Consider the following 20,741-nt stretch of genomic DNA (forward strand, 5'->3'; position numbering starts at 1 on the left):
AATACACGTTGTAGCAATCACCAAAATTGGTGATTTTTGCTATAAACATGCCCTGCTTTTGCTTATCTTAAGCCCTTAAATTTTACCATGCCGCTACCTTTGCCTGAACATATTATAGCCGATGCTATTACCCGTGTTGCCGCCTTAGCGGCCGAATTACCCTGCGTTGTTGTACTGCATGACCTGCGCGACTGGCGGGTGGCCTGGATGTCGCCGCGCGGACTTGCTCAATTAGGCCTTACAATGGACGAAATTACGGCGCTTACCGCAGAAGAATATTATTCCCGCTATTTTAACGCCGAAGATGCAAAGGATTATGTACCAAAGATCCTCGGCCTGCTTGAGCAGAATAACGACGGTGAGATCTGTACATTTTTTCAACAGGTACGTTTTCGCGTAAACGAGGATTGGAAATGGCACATGGCCAGCGCCCGTATTTTTGCACATGATGCAGAAGGGAAGCCCTTGTTAACCATTACCCTGGCGTTCCCCATTGATTCTATGCATCACATGTCGTCAAAGGCAGCCAGATTATTGGAAGAAAACAACTTTCTGCGGAAAAACCTGCACCTTTTTGCTGAGCTTACCAAACGCGAACGCGACGTGCTTAAATGGATTGCCTTAGGAAAAAGCGCCGCAGAAACCGCCGATGCCTTGTTCATCTCCATTAACACCGTTGATACTCACCGGAAAAACATCCGCAGAAAACTAAACACTAATTCATCGTTTGAACTATCACAATACGCACGGGCCTTTGATCTGATCTAACGACTTCTTTATACGGCCGCCGCAGCTAATTAAATTGTAATAAACTTAACCAAGCCGGTACTTGCTAAAATCTACCGGATTTAGCTAACTTTATTTATAAACCTAATTTAAATGAATTTTCGTAACCTGTTACTTGCTGTTGCGTTTACAGCACTGTCGTTCAATGCCGTGGCACAAAAACTGGCAGACCCCATACTTTTATGGCCGGCGGGCGCACCTGGCGCTACCGGCGTAAGCGACGAAGACAAACCTGCGGTAATTCCGTTTGTGCCCGAGGCAGCAAAGCGCAATGGCGCCGCTGTATTGGTTGTACCCGGCGGTGGGTTCACCATCCGCGCCGTTGACCACGAAGGTGTGTTGGTTGCGCAATGGTTAAAGGAACATGGCGTTACCGCGTTTCTGTTACGCTACAGGTTAAGACCGCTATACGCCCGTAATGATTGGGTGGCAGACGGGCAGCGCGCCATGCAGTACATACGTGCGCATGCAACAGAATATAAAATATCTCCAGACCGCGTTGGCGCGGTTGGATTTTCTGCCGGGGCAACGATGATAGCTGATATGTCGCTTAATCCTTTAAAAACGGACGCGACAGATGCTTTGGGCGCATTACCATCAAAACCTAACTTTCTGATCCTCGCCTATGGCTCTACCCGCGTACCCGACAATGCAGACCAGGCGGCTTTAGCTGCTATGCCGCCCACATTTATGTATGGAACGGTGGAGGACAGGGGCAGCCAAACCGGCATGCTGGATATGTACACCCGTTTGTATCGTGCAAACGTACCGGTAGAGGCGCATTTTTTTAGGAATGGTATACACGGAACCGGATTTGCCCTGGGCGACCCGGTATTAGGCGAGTGGACCAACCTGCTACATAACTGGATGGCAGCAGGCGGGTATCTCACCGCTAAACCCCAGGTTGCCTTAGCCGGTGTGGTTAAATTAGATGGCGCAGCCCTGCAGGATGGCATGGTGATACTAACATCTGTTGATGATAAAGACGCCCCGCCGGTTGTTGTTTTTATCAGGAATACCGGCATAGGCGAATTAGGCAGATTTTTAGTACCCAAAAATCAGGGACCGGTTGAGGGCCGCTACAAAGTTGAAGTAAGGCAGGATGCCACTCGTTGGACCAGCAACTCGCGCGAGCCTTTTATGATAGCCATGATGGATAAGCAAAGCCGCAACACGCTTACAGATGCTGATAAAAAAGCATGGGCAGATTACCTGCGCAAACGCGACCTATCGCCAAGTATCTATAAACAACGCATCTTCTCTCACAAGCGCCCGGCTGATAAGGGCGATTATATTATTGATATTAAGAACGGGCAGGAAGTGCTGATAGAGGTGTTTAGTAAATAAGATCTACCAGCTACGGCAGTATGGCTATTGGGTCGCACCAATGCAGGTGTTGCAAAAAAAAGACGTCATAGATAAACGAAAGAGCTAATGTATTGAAAATAAGGAATTTGCCATTTTTGAAATAAACTACTTTTTCGTCAGGGAATTTAGCTGTAAAGCAACTGCAAAATGCTGATTATAAGGCATTTATAAAAAAGCGAAATTGACCGTTTTTAGCAATAATTTGCAACACAATAGCAACAGTTTAGCAACACTTTTGCAACATGACCCGTCCTAAAAAAAGTTTGTTGTAGCATGGTGTAGCATGCCCCTGCTACGCTAAAAAATTAATTTATTGGCCGCAATAAACGTTCCCAGCGTATGCCGCTTAAAATATTTTTGGTAGAGTCTGTACTGAACCAGGTTAATTTGGCCTTTCCAATGATATGATCCTCGGGTACGTAACCCCAAAACCTGGAATCTAACGAATCGTGACGATTGTCGCCCATCATCCAGTAGTAATCCATTTTAAAGGTGTAGTTGGCGGCCTTTTTTCCGTTGATAAAAATGTCTTTTCCTTTAACTTCAACCTTGTTGTTCTCGTACATTTCTATAGCGCGGCGGTATAATGCCAGGGTAGAGTCATTAAGCGCAACGGTCCAACCCTTAGCAGGCATCTTCATCGGGCCATAGTTATCCATGTTCCATTTAAAGTGTTCATTATGCGGAAATACATCTGCATCATACATACCCGCCTGCAATACAACTGGCTGTACGCCCTTTATGTTAGCAATGGTTTTAAATGCGGCCAGCTGGTCGCCGGGGATGATCATTTCAAACTCGTTGGTGCTGTATTGCCGGCGCACGGTAATGTGCATATCTTCTAACATTTTTGGATTAAGCTCGGCCCCGTCAGTCACTACTGCGTAGGATGTTTGCGCCTTGGGCGCGTTAGGCATGGCCTTACCATTGATATAAACCTGCGAGTTAACAATGGTTAGCACATCACCCGGTGTTGCCTGGCAGCGCTTAATTAGGGTAGTACGTTCGTCAATTGGGATATTATACTCCGGTCCGGCTTCATCGGGTTTGTTAAAAACCACTATCTCTCCTTTTTTGGGTGATGAGAAGCCCGGCAGACGCATGTAAGGCAATTGTATGCCGGTCCAATAGGTTTTTACTCCACTCACAACAGGCTCGGTAAAAGGGAATGCTATCGGGGTGATGGCAATGCGCGGCCCGTAACTAATCTTGCTTACAAATAAATAATCGCCAGGCAGCTCTGTTCCTTCCATAGATCCGGAAGGGATGGCATATGCCGAGAACAGTAAACCGCGTACAGCCGTTGAAACCACCAGCGCAAATACCAAAGCATCAATCCACTCGCGCGTTTTGCTTTTTTTAACTTTGGGTTGATTGTTGTTTTTCCTGAAAAAATTGATCTTCCAATTCATAAGCAAGGGTTTGGTTATGTGTTGGACGGCGGCAGGAGGGATTTGTTACAGGTGAAAAAAATGCCTGTCATTCTGAGTAAGTGCGAAGAATCTTGTACGCACTGTTTACCGCTTTTATAGGATTCTTCGCTCTCGCTCAGAATGACAAAATACAACCCACAATTGTTCCACCTTCGGTGGGTTAGGGGGCTAAAACTCCATCTCCAACAAAACCGGGCAATGATCTGAATGCCTTGCCTCGGGCAAAATTGCCACACGCTTTATGTTGTCTTCCAATTCCTTGCTTGCCATGGCGTAATCAATGCGCCAGCCCAGGTTTTTAGCGCGTGAGTTAGCGCGGAAACTCCACCAGGTATAGTTATGAGGCTCTTTGTTGAAATGCCTGAAGGTATCAACAAAGCCTGATTCGATAAAATTCTCCATCCACTCGCGTTCCTCGGGCAAAAAGCCGGATGAGTTGGCGTTTGATTTGGGGTTGTGGATATCAATTGGGCGGTGGCAAATGTTATAGTCGCCGCAGATGATAAGGCGGGGGTGCTCCACTTTAAGCAGCGTTAAATATTTACCAAACTCATCTAAAAAACGGAACTTGAAGATCTGCCTGTCCTCGCCGCTTGATCCCGAAGGGAAATATGCGCTCATTACCGATACTTCATCAAAATCTACCCGAATGCTTCGGCCCTCGCGGTCAAAATCAGGAATGCCACAGCCATATTCTACATGGTTAGGTGTACGTTTGGTGAGGATAGCCACGCCGCTGTAACCTTTCTTTTCTGCCGGAAACCAATAATGCTGGTAGCCCAAAGCCTCAACCAGGTGCAGGTCTGTCAATACTTCAGGCGTAGCCTTAATTTCTTGTAAACAAACTACATCTGCATCGGTAGCCTGCAACCAGGCCAGCCAGTTTTTGCTGATGGCAGAACGGATGCCGTTAACATTATAGGTAATGATTTTCATATTTCGAATTTCGGATGTTCGATTTCGGATTTAAATATTGTTTATTTTGATGAAATATTTTTTGAATTAATAGTAAAAATCAATTCGAAAATCGAACATCCGAAATCTTAAATAAACAGCTTTAGCGTGCAAGCCCTAATAATTTATCCAACATTCGGCATTCCCGTTTTTTGAGCATGGATACCATCATTGCTACATCGTTTAAGGGGCGGTCGTTCTTGTCTTTTTTTACGGCGGCAATAAGGTCAACCATATCAATGCCGCTAACAACTTCGCCGTACACGGTATAGTTTTGATCTAAATGCGGTGACCCGCCAACAGATTTATATATGGCCCGCTGCGATGCAGGAATCTGCCTGCCCTTTAAGCGGGTTTGGATAAGCTTATCCAGGTCCTCATCTGTAAATCGCTTCCCTTCTACAATATAAAACTGGCACCCGCTTGATGCCTTACTTGGTATATTATCGCGCGCTGCAGCCAGCACCCCCCGTTTATGGAAAAGGCTATCCCTAAATTCGGCCGGAACGGTATAGCCAACATCACCATTTCCCAGTTCCATGCCGGCTTTATTTTTGGCAGTATCCCTCGAGTCCGGATCACCGCCCTGTATCATAAAGTTTTGTATTACCCTATGAAACAGCGTGCCGTTATAGTGGCCTTTCTTGGTAAGCTTTATAAAGTTGTCGCGGTGCAGCGGTGTTTCATTATATAAGCGAATAATACAATCACCATAAGCTGTTTTGATGCGGACGTAGTAATTAGGCCGTTTTGCAAAGCTGCTAAACGTTATTAGTAATAAACAAAGGGTAAGCGCTTTCTTCATCCATCTAATTCTTCAAAATATGTTACTATTAATGATTTCATCATCAGCTCCTGCTCCATTAATGTGTAGCTGGGGATGGTTTTTATTAATTTCCAGTGTGGCCAGCCATCCTGGTCAAGGCCCTCTAATTCATAAAAACCAATCATGCTCATTAGTCTGCAAGTAGCAATATGCATCAGCTCTTCCTTTTGGCGCTTGCTAAATTTTTGTGGCCCTTTCCCCAGTTCCTGTACGCCTATTAAAAACAGCATTACTTTAACATCGGGCGTATCGCTGTCAAAATCCTGCGAAATACGCACCTGTAACTCTTTCCATTTTTTATTGATCTCAGCAGGTGTCATGGCAGCAAATATACCGATGTTTTACCCACATTCGCAGAGCGGGTTATTGGGTTGGCTCAAGCCAGAGTAAATTGCTATTGCTTAATTACCATACAGCATTTGCTGCATAGTTTTGTAAATTGTATTGGCAATAGTTGTCATACCCTTATCAGACGGGTGACTTGCAACACCATTGTCAGTAAATTTTCCGAAAGCAAAGTTGGATACATCCTGTTGCATAAAAACCAAAGGAACAAAATCAGAATATTTTTTCATTACATCGGTTGGCATTTCCCTATCGGGCCACACTGAGCCGACTGCCAAAATCTTTACCGACGGGTTATTGGTTTTAAAATAATTTAGCAGCTCCTGGTATTTTTGTTCAAAAAGGGCGGCTTCACTGTTGCGGGTAACGTTTTCGCCAATGCGCAATACAATAAGCGTCGGCTTTGCATCGCGTAAGGTTTTAAGGTTAGCATCAAAGTTGTAAGTGTCAAAGTTAACTTCGAACTCTGCAATGTTTTTTGACAAAACCACATTATCCGGGTTAACGTTTTTTAAATAGGTGGAAAGTAAATGCACAAAATCGTTATCGGCGGCGCTTGCAGCCATACCCCAATTGCCATTCCATCCTATAGAAGGGTTGGCGGGCGAATAGGTGATACTATTGCCTAAAACAAGTATGCGATAGGCCGGTGGGACGGGAGGTGCAGGTTGCTTGTGGCAGCCAGCAAAGGCTATCACAAGTACCAAAGTTGCAAGTAATATGCGTTTCATTATTTATTCGCTGTCTGGCTGGCGTTCTTCTTTGCTGAGTTTGTCGAAAATCTTATCCATACGCTCAACGTATTCGCTGGTATCATCAACAAAAAACTCCAGTTGAGGCACTATCCTTACCTGGTCCTTAATACGAGCACCTAGCTTATAGCGGATCTCTGACGCGTGCGATTTGATAACATGCAAGGCCTGTGTAATGTTACCGTTGTTAAAAAAGCTTAAAAAAATGCGGGCAATTGCCAGATCAGGCGTAACGCGCACCTTGGTTATTGTTACCAGGGTATTAGGCAAATAGTTCATGCCTTCGCGCTGAAATATAGCCGCAAGATCTTCCTGGATTACCCCGGCAAATTTTTGTTGACGTTTTGATTCCATAGTAATTTATTTAACGCCAAACAGGCAAATGAGTTTTAACACAAGTAAAGCAAATAAATCCAATTTTAAAAACCTTTCTATCCCCCAATGTTATTTACAAAGATCTTTTGGGATATCCTTTTTTATGCTGATGACTTTTGTAACGGTTAGGGTACTGTCATACGCAGATTCGGGGCCTTCCTTTGCTGAAGGCTTTATCTCGCCCTCTACTTCTATGTAAACAGACTCGTACGGTTTCCCTATCCCTAACTGCGAATAACGCAGTTCCAGGTTTGCCGAGCTGTCGGCTGTCCAGTACTCTTTACCTTTAGCACAATCAACAAAAAGCGCCGCCTCTGGGCCAAAACTATAAAGGCCTTTTATAATAACAGGCTTTTTTTTGGCAACTTCTTTCTTATCCTCATGCTGGCAGGAAGCCAAAGCAATAATTAATAAAAAAATTAAACCCCCAAAATTACTTAGACCGCGCATATCGGTAAATTTACAAATCGTGTTTGATATCGTCTAATCCTTTAACACTTAAACGGGCACTAATTGCCGATGCTATTATCGAAATAACGCTTACGGTAAATAATACTAGTATAAAATCTACTGCAGATATCTTAATAGGGTAGCCATCTATAAGCGCCACGTTTTCGCTCATTCTTATAAAACCATAATGTTGTTGCAGCAAACAAAATATAAGCCCTACAGCAAGCCCCGCTATGCAGCCTGTCATGGATATCATCATTCCTTCAAAAAAGAAAATCCGCTGTATCAAACTTTTATCTGCGCCAATACTGGTTAAAATGGCTATATCCTGCCTTTTATCCATAACCAGCATAGTTAACGTGCCAATTATATTAAAAATAGCCACTATCAGCACAAAGGTTAAGATCATAAATATAGACCATCGCTCAAAATTCAGTGTTTTATAAAGCTCAACATTTTGCTGTTTACGATTCTTCACAGTAAAAGCATTCCCCAGTTTCTCCTGTATTTCTTCTTGTATCTTATCAATATCAGCGCCTTGTTTAAAAGTGAGCTCCAGCGATGAGACCTGGTTAGGCTCGCCTAACAAGTCGCGTGCAAAATCAAGTGAAACCACAACAATATTATCAAACTCCTGCTGTATAGAAAATACGCCCGAAGGATAAATATAGGCTTGCTTAAACGCCTCCATTGGGTTTACTGAACCTGTTGGCGAATAGATGACCATCGGTGTCATTTCATCATGCACGTTAACAGATAAACTGGCTTGTACCGCAGTACCAATTACGGCAAATTGCTTATCTCCTGCCTTTAAAACAAAGCCCCCATCTTGTATAGCGCTGTCAAGGTTTGAGTTCTTCAAAAAGTCATCGCTCATGCCCTTTATATTGGCAATAAAGGCTTTATCGCGATAGCGCACCATACCCTTCTCTTCCAGTGCTTCGGTGTAGGAGAAGATCCGCTTGTCTTTTTTTAACGCGTTAAAATAAGGGGTTTCCGGATTAAAGGTTTTACCCAAACTCGCTTCTATTTTTAGTTCGGGTGTAAAATTGCTGTAGAGTTTCAAAATAACGTCCTCCAAGCCATTAAATGCAGAAAGGATGACGAAAAGCGTAGCACTACCTATAAAAACCCCTACCATTGAAACACCCGAAATGATATTAATGGCGTGCATCTTCTTTTTTGAAAAAAGATACCGCTTAGCTATGTAAATAGAGGTGTTCAATTTAGTGTGTGTTGTATGTTACAGGTTGTAAGTTGTATGTAATGCTGTAAAAACGTTTAGTTAACCAAGGTTAAACCTACAACTTATAACGCACAACATACAACCCTATCGGCTAAGAAAAAAACGGGTTGTATTGTTTTTCAAAACCAATAGTGGTTTCGGGGCCGTGGCCGGGATAAACAACGCAATCTTCGGGCAGGATAAATAGTTTCTGGCGGATGTTGGTGAGTAATTGCTCATGATTGCCGCCGGGCAGGTCTGTGCGGCCTATGCTGCCCCTGAATAAAACATCGCCACCAATAAGTTGGTTAGCTTTTTCATCGTAAAAACAAAGGTGTGCAGGCGAATGGCCGGGACAAAAAATAAGCTGTAAAGAAGCATTCCCAAAAATCACCCAACCTTCTTCGGTCAAAAACTCATTCGGCACTGGCGATGCTTCATAACGCAAACCAAACTGTGGGGCGTAGGCAACAACCGCTTCAAGCACTTCCAATTCGCCGTGGTGAAACTGGGGCTTTAACCCGTACAGATCAAACACCAGTTTGTTACCCAATACATGGTCAATGTGGCAATGGGTATTAAGCAGCGCAACGGGCGTTAGGGCATTGTCCTTAATAAAGTTAACCACTGCGTTTTGCTCAGATGCCGTATACATGCCGGGGTCAATTATCACGCACTCATTGGTCTCATCGTATAATACGTATGTATTTTCTTCGAAGGGGTTGTTGGGGAATATCTCTATAGCAGCCATAGGGGATTTACGAATTAAGATTTTAGATTTACTTTAATTTCGGATTTCGGATGTTCAATTTCGAATTTGTCGAATCATCGCATCTTTATTTGGGGTTTGATTTTATTTAGTTTGCCAATCGCAGCTTGCCGGAAATAAATAAATCCGAAATCGAACATTCGAAATTCGAAATCCTTGCATCATTTCCATTTAAAACTCTTTATCATCCTGTCCACATCCTGCTTAACAAAATTGAGCACAGGCTGTATAGAATCAAGCCGTGGCTCACTATTAAAATACAATGCGCCTCTTAAATAGTTTTTAACGCTGTCTGTCAAATAGAATTGTACAGACGATGCCGCATTGCCATCAATTGTGTAGTAAATACCATAAACCTTGCGCTCGGGGTAGCGAATAACCGCTTCATCAATGCTGGTTGCCTTAACGGTATGTTTAAAGGCGAATTTATGCGCATCTTCTACCAGTTCATCAAATATTTTTTTGTTGGGGATGGTCTCGTAACTAAGGTGCAAAGTTGCGTTAAACTGCGGGAACTGCATATTCAACAAGGTTTGCATGTTTATTAACTTTCCTGTGGATCGCGATAACGAATCCCGTTCCATTGTGGCGTACTTAGGGTAATCATAAGTAAAGGGATTGTTGGAAACGTATTGCTGATAGCTCCGTTCGGGGAAATTTATCCTGTAGTAGCCACGTGGCTTAGGCGTATAGTCGACCTCCCCGCTGCAGGCAGCAATAAAAAGCATAATAACTAATATCAAAAAAGGCCACCTCACGGATGCTTCTCCTCCGAGTTCCATATCTCCCATGATTTTTCGGCTTGCAAAAGCAGCATTTCATAGCCGTTTTTCGTTGCAGCGCCTTGCTCTCGCCCATTTTTTAAAAAAACCGTTTCTTCCGGGTTATAGATCAAGTCGTACAATAAGTGATCCTCTGTAATTGCTTCATAAGGTATAGGCGGAAACTCATCAACATTGGGATACGTTCCTAATGGGGTGGTGTTGATGATCAGCTTATGGTTTTTAATATGCTGCGGCTTTAGGTCTTTAAACAATATATTGCTGCCCTGCGCTTTGCGGGTAACCACCCTAAAGGGAATCTCCAAATTTTCTAATATACATTTAACAGCCTGGGCCGCGCCACCGTCGCCTAATATCAGTGCGGTATCATGATGCCGTTTAAGCAGCGGCTTTAATGACATTTCAAACCCGTAAAGATCGGTATTATACCCCTCCAGCCTGAAATCGTGATCTTTTACGCCCACCTCGCCAGAGAAAGCAGCTAAAACGGGGCTTTCCTTTTTAATGCGCAGGCAGTTTACTGCGCCGGCTTTCCGGGCATCGTGCTCTATCCAGTCCAGATAACGCAGTACATTCTTTTTATGCGGAACAGTAACGTTTAAGCCGCGAAGCTCGGGGTTATCGTCAAGCAGGTCCTGCAGATCTTTAATGTCCTCTAAAGGATAGTTATCATAAACAGCATCGGTAATATTTTCCTGTTTGAATTTTTCAGCAAAATATTTTTTTGAGAATGAGTGAGATAGCGGATAGCCTATCAATCCGTAATATTTCATGCCGTAATATTACGGATTTTAGTTTGGAGTATCCAGTTGGCAGCATGCCGTTTGCAGTATAAAGTTAATTGGCTTCAGCCATGTTCAATTAATATTCAAACAAAGTTCTGGCTACCGCAAGCTTGTTATTCCTGCTACTGCCTGCAGCATACGCCTGCTGCAAAATTATTGTCGCTGCCTGCTGCTTACTGCCCACTGCAAACTAAAAATGAATATATTTGGCCACTAAACATCAACATCCCAATGAGTAAAGTTATTTTGGTTACGGGCGCATCATCAGGTATTGGCCTGGCCAGCGCTACTGCCCTGTACAATGCGGGCCATATTGTTTATGGTACCACACGTAATATAGCGAAAGCTAAAACCGTCCCTTTTAAGTTAATTGAACTGGATGTTACCAGCGACGAATCTGCTGAAGCAGCAGTAGCTTCAATAATTAAAGCTGAAGGTAAGATTGATGTATTAGTAAACAACGCCGGCAACGGCATTGCCGGCCCGGCTTACGCTATGCCCGTTGATAAGGCTAAGCAACAATTTGAAGTTAACTTTTTTGGCGTGGTACGCATGTGCAGCAAAGTGATACCAGAAATGCTGAAAAAAAATGCAGGCACTGTGGTAAACATCAGTTCGTTAGGCGGTTTATTTGGCTTGCCCTACCAAAGTATGTACAGTGCATCAAAATATGCTATTGAGGGATATTCTGAAAGTATGCGCATGGAGCTGGTTAAAACCGGGATTAAAATTGTAACCATTAACCCCGGCGACTTTAAATCAGACTTTAGCAGTAACCGCGAGAAAATTGCCTTTACGGTAAACAATGCCTCTTTAAAAAGCCAGTATGACGTTGCCGTTGCCAGCATGGAAAAGGATGAAGCCGCAGGCTCTGATCCGGAAGCTATAGGTAAGCAGCTGGTTAAAATTGTGGCCAAGTCGAGCCCATCGCATCAGTATTTGGTGGGTGCCATTGGACAAACCATTGCCGTAACGCTTAAAAAAGCACTACCAGGTGGCTTGTTTGAAAAGTTAATGGCTGATCATTACGGGATAAAGTAGGCCCCACCCAACCCTCCCCGGAAGGGAGGGCTTGATAGGCAAAGAGTAAATAATAAATTATTAATCAAAGTCTCTCCTACCGGGGAGATTTAGAGGAGCATGGGAAAAGACAAACTCAGGCGATTTGCTGAGATAGAAGATTTCAGCAACGTTTTTCAGCTGGATAAGGGCAAGCCATTAAAAGGCATTTGGGCTAAAGCATTTTTTAAGAACAACAATCCTGTTGTACTGGAGCTGGCCTGCGGAAAGGGAGAGTACACTGTTAACCTTGCACAACTTTTTCCTGACAAAAATTTCATTGGGGTTGATTACAAAGGCAATCGCATTTGGCGGGGCGCCAAAACGGCATTGGAAGAAGGTGTTAACAACGTTGCATTTTTGCGTATACAGATAGAAAACCTGATAGATTACTTTGCAACAGGCGAGATAGACGAGATCTGGATCACCTTCCCTGATCCGCAGCCACAGTTAAGCCGCGAGAAGAAACGGCTTACATCGCCGAGGTTTTTAGATCAATACCGTGAAGTACTCAAACCCGGCGGCGCGATCAACCTTAAAACGGATAACGACGGCTTTTACGCCTATACCGCCGAGAAGATAGCGGAGTTGATGTTGAAACTGCATATTAACACAAATGATCTCTATACTTCTGAGTTTGCCGACGAGGTTTTGTCTATAAAAACCTACTACGAAAAAAAATATTTAGCGCATAACAAAAATATTAACTACCTTAAATTTTCCTTTCAGTAACTGATGCCTGATTACGGTTTTTTTGATAACGTATATGATGTAGCCCGTCAGATACCGGCTGGTCGTGTCACGTCGTATGGGGCAATTGCCAGCTATCTGGGTACCAAAGGCTCATCGCGCATAGTTGGTTATGCCATGCAGGCCGCCGGAACGGCAAGTCCATCTGTGCCCGCTCATCGTGTGGTAAACAGGCAGGGTTTATTAACAGCAAAATTTCATTTCGGCGGCGATACCATGCAACAGCTTTTAGAAGCCGAGGGCGTAAAGGTAAAAGACGACCAGGTGCAGGATTTTAAAACTGTCTTTTGGGACCCAGCTATTGAGCTTGCTTTATAAGCAAACTTATTCGCGCTCCTTATATACCCCAAACAACTCGTTGATCGCTTTCTCGCGATAATTGAAAATTTTGTCTATCTCTTTTCTCACCAGTATTTTGTTGGCCAAAGTGCCTATAAACCCATACGGAACTGCATAATTTAAGATATCCGTCATGTTCACACCGCCTTTAATTTCTTTAAAATGGTGTTCGTGGTGCCATAAAGCGTAGGGGCCAACGCGTTGCTCATCTACAAAGTATTGATGCTCTTTTACCTGGGTTATCTCTGTCATCCAGTTAAGTTTGATGCCTAACAGCGGCGACACCTTATAGGTAATTATCATACCGGGATAAATCCGGTCATCGGCTGCATAAACTGATGTGACGGTAAAGCCCATCTGCGGTGGGGTGATCTTAGCGAGATTAATAGGCGATGTAAAAAAATCCCAGGTCTCGGCTAATGGAATCGGAAGTTTCTGCTCAAATTTTAGGTGGTATGTTTTCACGCTGCAAAGTGCACAAAAACTCAGCCACTAATGCCTTAGTTGGCAATTTAAATGGAATAAGTTTAAATAAGACTACTGCACCATTTTATTAGCGCAGTACGAACTGGCAAATGCTTCGGGTTTGGCCTTAAACACAAAGCCCATGCTTAAAATGTAGCCCATAGCTTCGTGCAGGGCCTGGTTTGATTTAAACATCGGGTTGGTGTTAATATCGGCGTGCACTTCCAGGTCAACATCGTAAAGGTCGAGCAGGTCGCAAAGGCTGTAGGCGGTGTCAATTGATTTTTGCACCTCAGATAGCATACGCTCCTTTATGCTCATTTTTTGGCTGGTGCGTTCCTGGTGTATAAACATAAAACCGCCCCTGGCCTCGCGTAAAAAAACAATAACAGTGGCAAAATCGGTTACGGTGCCTTTCACTTGCGAATCGGTGCCGATACAGACTTTTAGCTTGTTGCCTAATTGGGTTTCGCGCTCAATAGCGGCTTCTACTTCTTCAATAATGGGCAATTGGATGATCTCGCCGCTAAATTTTCTCCAGGTCATAAAAGATAATTTTATTAGACTTTGTGAAACCTTGGATTGAGGTTTATAAAAATAAGGCATTACAATCCACATTAACATCAACAAACTATCATTTATTTGTTAACATACTGCTAAATATCAACAGTTTATGGCAGTAAGTAAATAGTAAGATACGCAGCGGCTACAGTATTGGAAAATCGCCAGGAGAGTAAAAGGCGCGTTGTTATGTTGCCCGCTGGTCGCGGCGTTTAGCGTTTAAGACATTAGTATTGTGGTGTAGCTATTGCTTGTAAGTACTTTCTAAAACAAATGCTATCGGGCAGATCAACGTATGGCTCATATTTAGGTATTTGCACATAACCCACCTTGTTATAAAGACCCAACGCTTCAGTTTGCCTGGCGCCTGTTTCAAGCAGGCTGCAAGTAAAGCCTAATTCTTTGGCCCATTCTTCCAGCTGTAATAACGTTGTTTTACTTAAGCCCATGCCCCGGGCGTGCGGCTTTACATACATTCTCTTTATTTCGATGGTATCGCCGGCATATTGTTTGAAGCAGCCGCAAGCTACAGGCTCATTATCTAAATAAATTATTATAACAGTCTCTATAGCTTCAATTATGTTATGCTGATCATAAACATCCATAACTTCGCCGTTAATAATACGTAGGTCTTTATCCAGCTCTTTTACTAAAGCCTTAAAATCCGGATCATCACTGGTGGTTCGTTTAACGCGTGTTAGGTTCATCGCTGTTGTTAGTGCTTTAATTGATGATGAAAAATATAAATAAAGCGTGTTTAAAGCTAAAAGGTTTATCAACAGTAAACAAAAAAGGCGATAAGTTTTCACCCATCGCCTTTTTTGTAAAAATTATTAACAGCTTATACTGTTGCTTCTTCTGCTTCAAGCGCTATCTGCTCGTCAATCAATATACGACCGCAATGCTCGCACACAATGATCTTTTTACGCTGGCGGATATCAGACTGGCGTTGTGGCGGGATCTGGTTAAAACAACCTGAGCACGAATCGCGCTGAATAGTTACTACAGCTAAACCATTTTTAGCGTTTTTACGCAAACGGTTATAAGCAAATAATAAACGGTCTTCAATATTGGGGATAGCTTTATCTGCTAACGCAATAAGCTCTGTTTCTTCTTTTTCAGTTTCAGATGTAATAGTATCTAATTCTGCTTTTTTTGCATCCAGATCTGCTTTGCGGGCATCAAGGTCTGCTAAAGCTTTCTCATAAACCTGGGTTTTTGATGCAATCTCAAATCCAAATTCTCTGATCTTCTTTTCGCTTACCTGTATGTCAAGGCCTTGTATCTCAATTTCTTTTGAGATAGCGTCATACTCGCGGTTATTTTTAACCTCGTTTAGCTGAACCTCATATTTTTTGATGTTGGCTTGCGCATCGCGAATAACGTTTTTGCGGGTAACTATATCATCCTCAAGATCATCCAGCTCACTTTTTATTTTTTGAATGCGTGTTTCCAAACCGGCAACGTCATCCTCAAGGTCGGCAACCTCCATAGGAAGCTCGCCCCTTACCTGGCGCATCTTATCAATTTTTGTGTGGATGGTTTGAAGTTCGTATAAAGCTTTAAGCTTTTGTTCTACGGTTTGTTCCATTAAATATAATATTTGACAGGGTTTGTATTTGTTTCTGTTAAACGGACGGCAAAGTTACTAAATTTTTTCTGAATTATTTCCAACAATAGTTGCTGTGTAAATTGCTCACTTTCAAAGTGTCCCACATCCGCGATAACGATCCTTCCATCTGCGTCAAAAAACTCATGATATTTATAATCGGCGGTGATAAAAAAATCCGCTCCTGTTGCTATAGCCTGCTTAAGTAGAAAGCCCCCGGCACCGCCGCAAATCGCCACTTTTTTTACCGTTTTATGGCGCAGTGCCGTATGCCTTATAATTTGTGCCCCCAGTTTGTCTTTCACTAAAAACAAAAACTTTTCTTCATCCATTGGCATCTCCAACTCGCCTACCATACCTGATCCTACCTGCTGATGCTGGTTGGTTAGCATATACAGATCATAAGCCACCTCTTCGTAAGGATGCGCTAAAACCAGGGCCATTAGTATCTTGCTTTCTAAATTGGCGGGGTAAACGGTTTCTACTTTCACTTCGCTTTCTGTATGTCGCTCGCCGGGCTCGCCAACGTAGGGGTTGGTATCATCGCCGCCTTTGAAGGTGCCGCTTCCGGCGCTGCTAAAGCTGCATTCGCTGTAATCTCCAATATTTCCTGCTCCGGCATGAAACAAGGCATTGCGCACGCGCTCGGCATGCTCATCGGGCACGTAAGTAACCAATTTTTTAAGCAGACCGTGTTTAGGTGCCAGTATATGGCAGTTTTGCAATCCTAATGTTTGACAAATACGCGCGTTAACGCCGGTATGTATATTATCCAGATTGGTGTGTATGGCGTACAGGGCTATGTTATTGCGAATAGCTTTTTCTACAACGCGCTCCACATAGGTTTTGCCATTAAATTTCTTTAGCCCTTTAAAAACAATTGGGTGGTGCGATATGATGAGCTGACAGCCCGTGGCGATAGCCTCATCAACAACGGCTTCGATACAATCAAGCGATATAAGCGCCTGGTGTATTTCCTGATCGGGATGGCCCACTATAAGGCCTGCATTATCGTAATCTTCCTGGTAAGCCAGCGGGGCCAGGCTTTCCAGGTATGCAGTAAGTTGCGATAGTTTCATAATTGCTCTAAGGTAGCAATGTGGCGCGATGTTTTAAAATACTCACGCCGGCAAAACAACAAAGGATCAAAACAGCGGTAATATTTTCTGTGGCCCTAACCTTACGTTTACCACTGCTTACCTTGCTTTGATCCTTTTGGGGATAGATATCTATGCTATCCTTATTTTATTCTGGCTGATTTGCCTTTTATCGTGTTAAGATCATTCAATAAAATGCTCTTAAGTTGTTTGTCAAAATTTGATAACAAAGTTTGAGTTGATTGTTTGTATTGTGTTTTCATGGTGGTTTTCAGGTTAAGTATTATACACTCATTTTGGCTATCTGGAAACTCTCGTAAGCCATTTTGCGGTTAAAATCTGTTGCTAATTGTTTGTGGTTTACCAGGTCTACAATGGTACCTATAAAACAAAGGCCGCCTGTAAAGAAGTAAAGTATGCCCATGCCTATTTGCCCTACTAAAAAGCGCTGTATACCGGCTACACCGAAAAAGCCGATCAGGGTAAATATTAATATATCCTGTGCACTTTTGCGTTTGCCTGTATATATCAGGTAAAAATGCTTTTTCTGATTTTCATTTAGCTCGGCAGTTGCTTGTTGCAAAAAGGTAAGCTCTTCGCTTGTTACGCCAGGCATTGACATGTAAGGGTTGCTGTAAAAGTCCATGTTAGTATGTTTTAGTTTTGTTGTTTTTATTTGTTGAATCAAAAGTAAGATACAATTTAAAAACAGTGTAAACAAAATAGGTTAGCTTATTAAACATCTCGGTAAACAGCCAAATTGCAGCGGTGAAATTGTTATGTGAAGCTGGCTCATCGGTGAAAAATGCGCGTAAATCCGCTTCAATTACTCTCCAAATAAAATTTCAGTAAAAACGTATAATAATTTCTTTGCAGAAAAGATTTTCTTTTATGTTTGTTCAACATTGTTTACCAATTTGCAATGTGGTTTATTCTCGCTGATTAAGATCGTTTTACATTTTTTTAAATGAAGATTACATCAATACGTACCAAGCTTTACCAATGGAAAGGCCCTGTAAAGACAACGGATACTGTTTTTGCAACGCCGGTTAGTTTATTGCCTTTTCAGGTAGATGCGCAGGCAGCTTACCGCTTTTTTAGCTGGCTGGTTGTTGAAGTAGAAACCGATAATGGTTTAATAGGCTATGGCAATGCGGGCTTAAGTCCGGATGTTACCAAGCTCATCATAGACAGTAAGTTCAAATCGCTGTTAATTGGCGAGAACCCGCTTAACAACGAGTACTTGTACGAAAAAATGTACCGTTCATCTGTTGCTTACGGTCGCAAAGGCTCCGTAATAGCCGCCATAAGCGCTATTGACATTGCGTTATGGGATATTAAAGGGCAGGCTGCTAAACAGCCTGTTTTTATGCTTTTAGGCGGCCGTACTAAAGAATACATCCCAACTTATTACAGCCGTTTATACACCCGAAATCTGGACCAGCTACAACAGGAGGCTGCGAATTATAAAGCCGAAGGTTTTACCGGTATGAAACTACGTTGTGGCTATCCTTTAACTGACGGCAATGCCGGGTTAAAGAAAAATGTAGAAATGGTTAGAAAGGTGCGCGAAACTGTTGGCGATGATGTAGAGATCATGCTGGAGTGCTATATGGGCTTCAACTTTAACTACTCAAGGCAATTGCTTAAAGAGCTGGAGCCGTTTAACCTGCGCTGGATTGAAGAAATGCTACTGCCGGATGAGATCCACAATTTTGCAAAGCTGAAAAACTATACTGATATCCCCTTATCAGGGGGAGAGCATGAGTACACCCGTTTCGGTTTTTATGATCTGATCAAGGCAGACGCTTTAGATATTTTCCAGTTTGATACCAATCGCGTGGGTGGCTTTACCGAAGCGCATAAAATATGCACATTAGCTTATATGAACGGGGTTGAGGTTATCCCGCATGGCGGACAAATGCATAACCTGCATGTGGTAATGAGCTCGTTTGCATCGCCTATGGCAGAGTATTTCCCGCAAACCGAAATTGAGGTGGGCAACGAAATGTTTTGGTATATTTTTGACGGTGAGGCCGTTGCCGAAAATGGCAAATTGCAGCTGGATGATAACAAACCAGGTATGGGCCTCACCCTGAAAACCGAGGGACTTGAAAATTTTAACATTATAGAATAAGTGGAACACAGCATACTAGAACAATTTGACCTTACAGGCAAAACAGCTTTAATAATTGGCGGTAACCGCGGCCTGGGTTTGGCCATGGCACAAGCATTGGCCGAGGCCGGTGCCAGCATTGCTATTGCCGCGCGCGATGAAGCGGTTAACAACGCGGCTTTAGCCATTATAAAAGCAGATTTTAATGTAGATTGCATAACGCAGGTTTGCGATGTTACCAGCGAGGCGAGTGTAAAACAGACGGTTAGCGCGGTTTTACAGCACTTTGGTAAAATTGATATACTTATCAATTCGGCAGGGATTAACATCCGTGGTAAAATTGAAGATATTTCTTTGGATGATTTTATCCATGTGCAGCAGGTAAATGTTACCGGAGCATGGCTGGCATCTAAAGAGGTTATACCGTCTATGCGTAAAAACGGCTATGGTCGTATTATCAACCTGGGTTCTATGCTATCCGTAACCGCTATGGCCGAAAGAACGCCTTATGCAACTGCCAAAGGGGCTGTGATACAACTTACCCGCGCCCTGGCCATGGAACTGGCAAAGGATGGCATTAACGTAAACGCGTTGCTGCCGGGCCCTTTTGCTACCGAATTGAATTTGCCATTGCTAAATGATCCTGAAAAGTACCAGGCTTTTATGGCTAAAATACCTATTGGCCGCTGGGCAGAACCCTATGAAATTGGTGGATTAGCCCTATATCTTTCAAGCCCCGCATCAAGTTTTGTTACCGGAAGCATGTTTTCTATTGATGGTGGCTGGATAGCTCAGTAAATTAGCGGCATGGAAAAAAACACAACACGCTTAGTACAGCTCAAAAATACCTCGGTAAGATGTATTGCGTTGGTTCAGGAACCCAACCTGCAAATCATTGATAAATTTGACTCGGTTTACAACCTGGCATTGGCGGCTATAGATACCGGCAAAACCATTACCCGGTTAATTGCCGATAACCTTACTGATAAGAGGCTTAATTACGACGAGATTTACGAAGGCAAAGGCGAGTGGAAACTGCTGCCTGCTTTTGACCATCCTACCAATGTTTTGGAGTGTATGATATCGGGCACAGGCCTAACGCATAAAAACAGCGCGGCAAACCGCCAGGCCATGCACGAGTCGGCAGATCAAAAACCTACAGATAGCATGGTGATGTACTGGTGGGGTGTTGATGGCGGCATTGCCAACGGAGACAAGCCAGGCATTCAGCCAGAATGGTTTTATAAAGGCAATGGTTCTGCTTTAAAAGCGCACGGCGATTCGCTTGAAGTGCCCGCATATGGCAATGATGGCGGTGAAGAGCCCGAAGTTGCCGGCGCCTATATAATTGATCGCAAGGGTAATCCTTACAGAATAGGCTTTTGCACCGGCAACGAGTTCTCAGACCACGTTATGGAAAAGAAGAACTACCTGTACCTGGCACCATCAAAATTGCGGCAAAGTGCAATTGGCCCGGAGCTGGTTATAACCGATGATTTTTCTGACCTGACAGGCAACGTTATCGTAAGCCGTAACGGAAAGATCTTGTGGGAGGCAAAAAACATTAAAACCGGCGAAGCAGCCATGGCGCATAACCTGGCTAATCTCGAATATCATCAGTTTAAATACGAAGGTCACCGTGTGCCGTTGCAGGCGCATGTACATTACTTTGGTACAGGTCAGTTCAGTTTTGGCAAAGGCGTGTTGCTGCAGCAGGACGATGAAATGCTGGTGCAGTGGGATGGCATGGGCCGCGCTTTAAAAAATTACATTAAAACTGTGGATGAAAAAGAGGAATTAGTTCCCGTTCGTTCACTTTAAAGTTTGCTACCCGCATCCCGCCGTGAGAAGAGGGATGCGGGTTTATACCAATTATAAATCAATCTTTTGTCGCC

General features: G+C 43.3%; 25 protein-coding genes. 8 read left to right on the top strand and 17 right to left on the bottom strand.

What is annotated here, in order from left to right; translation table 11 throughout:
- The first annotated feature begins 87 nt into the window (after positions 1 to 87).
- Positions 88 to 768, top strand: a complete 681-nt coding sequence (locus ACVW2L_RS16700; RefSeq protein WP_457129087.1) for a response regulator transcription factor — start codon at positions 88 to 90, stop codon at positions 766 to 768.
- Between the two features lie 111 nt (positions 769 to 879).
- Positions 880 to 2,133: an alpha/beta hydrolase gene (locus tag ACVW2L_RS16705; RefSeq protein WP_457129088.1), complete on the top strand. Its 1,254-nt coding sequence runs from the start codon at positions 880 to 882 to the stop codon at positions 2,131 to 2,133.
- Positions 2,134 to 2,459: 326 nt separating this feature from the next.
- Here the strand turns inward: ACVW2L_RS16705 and lepB are convergent, their stop codons facing one another.
- From lepB to ACVW2L_RS16760, 11 genes are all read right to left on the bottom strand, one after another.
- Complete coding sequence (gene lepB, locus ACVW2L_RS16710; protein WP_457129089.1) at positions 2,460 to 3,566, bottom strand: signal peptidase I; 1,107 nt, start codon at positions 3,564 to 3,566, stop codon at positions 2,460 to 2,462.
- Positions 3,567 to 3,755: 189 nt separating this feature from the next.
- A complete protein-coding gene (locus ACVW2L_RS16715; RefSeq protein ID WP_457129090.1) occupies positions 3,756 to 4,523 on the bottom strand; it encodes an exodeoxyribonuclease III in 768 nt (255 codons plus the stop codon).
- 121 nt (positions 4,524 to 4,644) lie between these two features.
- A complete protein-coding gene (locus tag ACVW2L_RS16720) occupies positions 4,645 to 5,346 on the bottom strand; it encodes a peptidylprolyl isomerase (protein WP_457129091.1) in 702 nt (233 codons plus the stop codon).
- Positions 5,343 to 5,687, bottom strand: coding sequence for a hypothetical protein (locus tag ACVW2L_RS16725; RefSeq protein WP_457129092.1), 345 nt, complete (start codon positions 5,685 to 5,687; stop codon positions 5,343 to 5,345). The genes ACVW2L_RS16720 and ACVW2L_RS16725 overlap by 4 nt, the downstream gene beginning before the upstream one ends.
- Positions 5,688 to 5,768: 81 nt before the next feature.
- Complete coding sequence (locus ACVW2L_RS16730; RefSeq protein ID WP_457129093.1) at positions 5,769 to 6,443, bottom strand: SGNH/GDSL hydrolase family protein; 675 nt, start codon at positions 6,441 to 6,443, stop codon at positions 5,769 to 5,771.
- Positions 6,444 to 6,446: 3 nt separating this feature from the next.
- Positions 6,447 to 6,818 (bottom strand): 30S ribosome-binding factor RbfA, encoded by a 372-nt coding sequence (rbfA, locus tag ACVW2L_RS16735; RefSeq protein ID WP_457129094.1) that lies wholly within the window; start codon positions 6,816 to 6,818, stop codon positions 6,447 to 6,449.
- A 90-nt stretch (positions 6,819 to 6,908) separates the two neighbouring features.
- Positions 6,909 to 7,238, bottom strand: coding sequence for a hypothetical protein (locus ACVW2L_RS16740; protein WP_457129095.1), 330 nt, complete (start codon positions 7,236 to 7,238; stop codon positions 6,909 to 6,911).
- Positions 7,239 to 7,299: 61 nt separating this feature from the next.
- The gene (locus ACVW2L_RS16745) at positions 7,300 to 8,514 is read right to left on the bottom strand and encodes an FtsX-like permease family protein (RefSeq protein WP_457129096.1); all 1,215 of its coding nucleotides are present in this window, start codon (positions 8,512 to 8,514) and stop codon (positions 7,300 to 7,302) included.
- Between the two features lie 112 nt (positions 8,515 to 8,626).
- A complete protein-coding gene (locus ACVW2L_RS16750) occupies positions 8,627 to 9,265 on the bottom strand; it encodes an MBL fold metallo-hydrolase (protein WP_457129097.1) in 639 nt (212 codons plus the stop codon).
- A 179-nt stretch (positions 9,266 to 9,444) separates the two neighbouring features.
- Positions 9,445 to 10,065, bottom strand: coding sequence for a gliding motility lipoprotein GldD (gene gldD / locus ACVW2L_RS16755; RefSeq protein ID WP_457129098.1), 621 nt, complete (start codon positions 10,063 to 10,065; stop codon positions 9,445 to 9,447).
- Positions 10,038 to 10,838, bottom strand: a complete 801-nt coding sequence (locus ACVW2L_RS16760; protein ID WP_457129099.1) for a shikimate dehydrogenase family protein — start codon at positions 10,836 to 10,838, stop codon at positions 10,038 to 10,040. Before ACVW2L_RS16760 ends, gldD begins: the two co-directional genes overlap by 28 nt.
- 243 nt (positions 10,839 to 11,081) lie before the next feature.
- Between ACVW2L_RS16760 and ACVW2L_RS16765 the strand changes: the two genes are divergently transcribed.
- The 3 genes from ACVW2L_RS16765 (at position 11,082) to ACVW2L_RS16775 (ending at position 12,977) form a co-directional block, all read left to right on the top strand.
- Positions 11,082 to 11,891, top strand: coding sequence for an SDR family oxidoreductase (locus tag ACVW2L_RS16765; RefSeq protein ID WP_457129100.1), 810 nt, complete (start codon positions 11,082 to 11,084; stop codon positions 11,889 to 11,891).
- Positions 11,892 to 11,990: 99 nt separating this feature from the next.
- Positions 11,991 to 12,641 (top strand): tRNA (guanosine(46)-N7)-methyltransferase TrmB, encoded by a 651-nt coding sequence (gene trmB, locus ACVW2L_RS16770; protein ID WP_457129101.1) that lies wholly within the window; start codon positions 11,991 to 11,993, stop codon positions 12,639 to 12,641.
- Positions 12,642 to 12,644: 3 nt separating this feature from the next.
- Positions 12,645 to 12,977, top strand: a complete 333-nt coding sequence (locus ACVW2L_RS16775) for an MGMT family protein (RefSeq protein WP_457129102.1) — start codon at positions 12,645 to 12,647, stop codon at positions 12,975 to 12,977.
- A gap of 6 nt (positions 12,978 to 12,983) precedes the next feature.
- On the opposite strand, the gene ACVW2L_RS16780 is transcribed toward ACVW2L_RS16775, so the two are convergent.
- The 6 genes from ACVW2L_RS16780 to ACVW2L_RS16805 form a co-directional block, all read right to left on the bottom strand.
- A complete protein-coding gene (locus ACVW2L_RS16780; protein ID WP_457129103.1) occupies positions 12,984 to 13,463 on the bottom strand; it encodes an SRPBCC family protein in 480 nt (159 codons plus the stop codon).
- Positions 13,464 to 13,535: 72 nt separating this feature from the next.
- Positions 13,536 to 14,009 (bottom strand): ribonuclease H-like YkuK family protein, encoded by a 474-nt coding sequence (locus ACVW2L_RS16785; protein ID WP_457129104.1) that lies wholly within the window; start codon positions 14,007 to 14,009, stop codon positions 13,536 to 13,538.
- A gap of 242 nt (positions 14,010 to 14,251) precedes the next feature.
- Positions 14,252 to 14,731 carry a GNAT family N-acetyltransferase gene (locus tag ACVW2L_RS16790; RefSeq protein ID WP_457129105.1) on the bottom strand — a complete coding sequence of 160 codons (480 nt, stop codon included), beginning with the start codon at positions 14,729 to 14,731 and terminating at the stop codon, positions 14,252 to 14,254.
- Positions 14,732 to 14,865: 134 nt separating this feature from the next.
- Positions 14,866 to 15,615 carry a zinc ribbon domain-containing protein gene (locus ACVW2L_RS16795; RefSeq protein WP_457129106.1) on the bottom strand — a complete coding sequence of 250 codons (750 nt, stop codon included), beginning with the start codon at positions 15,613 to 15,615 and terminating at the stop codon, positions 14,866 to 14,868.
- Entirely contained in the window at positions 15,615 to 16,712 is a 1,098-nt protein-coding gene (locus tag ACVW2L_RS16800; protein WP_457129107.1) for a Nif3-like dinuclear metal center hexameric protein, read from the bottom strand. The genes ACVW2L_RS16795 and ACVW2L_RS16800 overlap by 1 nt, the downstream gene beginning before the upstream one ends.
- Before the next feature lie 301 nt (positions 16,713 to 17,013).
- Entirely contained in the window at positions 17,014 to 17,376 is a 363-nt protein-coding gene (locus tag ACVW2L_RS16805) for a TM2 domain-containing protein (RefSeq protein WP_457129108.1), read from the bottom strand.
- Between the two features lie 321 nt (positions 17,377 to 17,697).
- Between ACVW2L_RS16805 and ACVW2L_RS16810 the strand changes: the two genes are divergently transcribed.
- From ACVW2L_RS16810 to araD1, 3 genes are read left to right on the top strand one after another with little or no spacing between them, the layout of a single operon-like run.
- On the top strand, positions 17,698 to 18,867 hold the full coding sequence (locus ACVW2L_RS16810; protein ID WP_457129109.1) for an enolase C-terminal domain-like protein: 1,170 nt from the start codon (positions 17,698 to 17,700) through the stop codon (positions 18,865 to 18,867).
- A complete protein-coding gene (locus ACVW2L_RS16815; protein WP_457129110.1) occupies positions 18,868 to 19,644 on the top strand; it encodes an SDR family NAD(P)-dependent oxidoreductase in 777 nt (258 codons plus the stop codon).
- Positions 19,645 to 19,653: 9 nt separating this feature from the next.
- Entirely contained in the window at positions 19,654 to 20,667 is a 1,014-nt protein-coding gene (gene araD1, locus ACVW2L_RS16820) for an AraD1 family protein (protein WP_457129111.1), read from the top strand.
- Positions 20,668 to 20,741: the final 74 nt, after the last annotated feature.

The organism is Mucilaginibacter sp. HD30 (assembly GCF_054061755.1).

Excerpts from the sequence above, each read along its gene's own strand:
- ACVW2L_RS16700 (WP_457129087.1), top strand. The coding sequence starts at position 88 with ATGCCGCTACCTTTGCCTGAACATATTATAGCCGATGCTATTACCCGT.
- ACVW2L_RS16705 (WP_457129088.1), top strand. The coding sequence starts at position 880 with ATGAATTTTCGTAACCTGTTACTTGCTGTTGCGTTTACAGCACTGTCG.
- lepB (WP_457129089.1), bottom strand. The coding sequence starts at position 3,566 with ATGAATTGGAAGATCAATTTTTTCAGGAAAAACAACAATCAACCCAAA.
- ACVW2L_RS16715 (WP_457129090.1), bottom strand. The coding sequence starts at position 4,523 with ATGAAAATCATTACCTATAATGTTAACGGCATCCGTTCTGCCATCAGC.
- ACVW2L_RS16720 (WP_457129091.1), bottom strand. The coding sequence starts at position 5,346 with ATGAAGAAAGCGCTTACCCTTTGTTTATTACTAATAACGTTTAGCAGC.
- ACVW2L_RS16725 (WP_457129092.1), bottom strand. The coding sequence starts at position 5,687 with ATGACACCTGCTGAGATCAATAAAAAATGGAAAGAGTTACAGGTGCGT.
- ACVW2L_RS16730 (WP_457129093.1), bottom strand. The coding sequence starts at position 6,443 with ATGAAACGCATATTACTTGCAACTTTGGTACTTGTGATAGCCTTTGCT.
- rbfA (WP_457129094.1), bottom strand. The coding sequence starts at position 6,818 with ATGGAATCAAAACGTCAACAAAAATTTGCCGGGGTAATCCAGGAAGAT.
- ACVW2L_RS16750 (WP_457129097.1), bottom strand. The coding sequence starts at position 9,265 with ATGGCTGCTATAGAGATATTCCCCAACAACCCCTTCGAAGAAAATACA.
- gldD (WP_457129098.1), bottom strand. The coding sequence starts at position 10,065 with ATGGAACTCGGAGGAGAAGCATCCGTGAGGTGGCCTTTTTTGATATTA.
- ACVW2L_RS16760 (WP_457129099.1), bottom strand. The coding sequence starts at position 10,838 with ATGAAATATTACGGATTGATAGGCTATCCGCTATCTCACTCATTCTCA.
- ACVW2L_RS16765 (WP_457129100.1), top strand. The coding sequence starts at position 11,082 with ATGAGTAAAGTTATTTTGGTTACGGGCGCATCATCAGGTATTGGCCTG.
- trmB (WP_457129101.1), top strand. The coding sequence starts at position 11,991 with ATGGGAAAAGACAAACTCAGGCGATTTGCTGAGATAGAAGATTTCAGC.
- ACVW2L_RS16775 (WP_457129102.1), top strand. The coding sequence starts at position 12,645 with ATGCCTGATTACGGTTTTTTTGATAACGTATATGATGTAGCCCGTCAG.
- ACVW2L_RS16785 (WP_457129104.1), bottom strand. The coding sequence starts at position 14,009 with ATGACCTGGAGAAAATTTAGCGGCGAGATCATCCAATTGCCCATTATT.
- ACVW2L_RS16790 (WP_457129105.1), bottom strand. The coding sequence starts at position 14,731 with ATGAACCTAACACGCGTTAAACGAACCACCAGTGATGATCCGGATTTT.
- ACVW2L_RS16795 (WP_457129106.1), bottom strand. The coding sequence starts at position 15,615 with ATGGAACAAACCGTAGAACAAAAGCTTAAAGCTTTATACGAACTTCAA.
- ACVW2L_RS16800 (WP_457129107.1), bottom strand. The coding sequence starts at position 16,712 with ATGAAACTATCGCAACTTACTGCATACCTGGAAAGCCTGGCCCCGCTG.
- ACVW2L_RS16805 (WP_457129108.1), bottom strand. The coding sequence starts at position 17,376 with ATGGACTTTTACAGCAACCCTTACATGTCAATGCCTGGCGTAACAAGC.
- ACVW2L_RS16810 (WP_457129109.1), top strand. The coding sequence starts at position 17,698 with ATGAAGATTACATCAATACGTACCAAGCTTTACCAATGGAAAGGCCCT.
- araD1 (WP_457129111.1), top strand. The coding sequence starts at position 19,654 with ATGGAAAAAAACACAACACGCTTAGTACAGCTCAAAAATACCTCGGTA.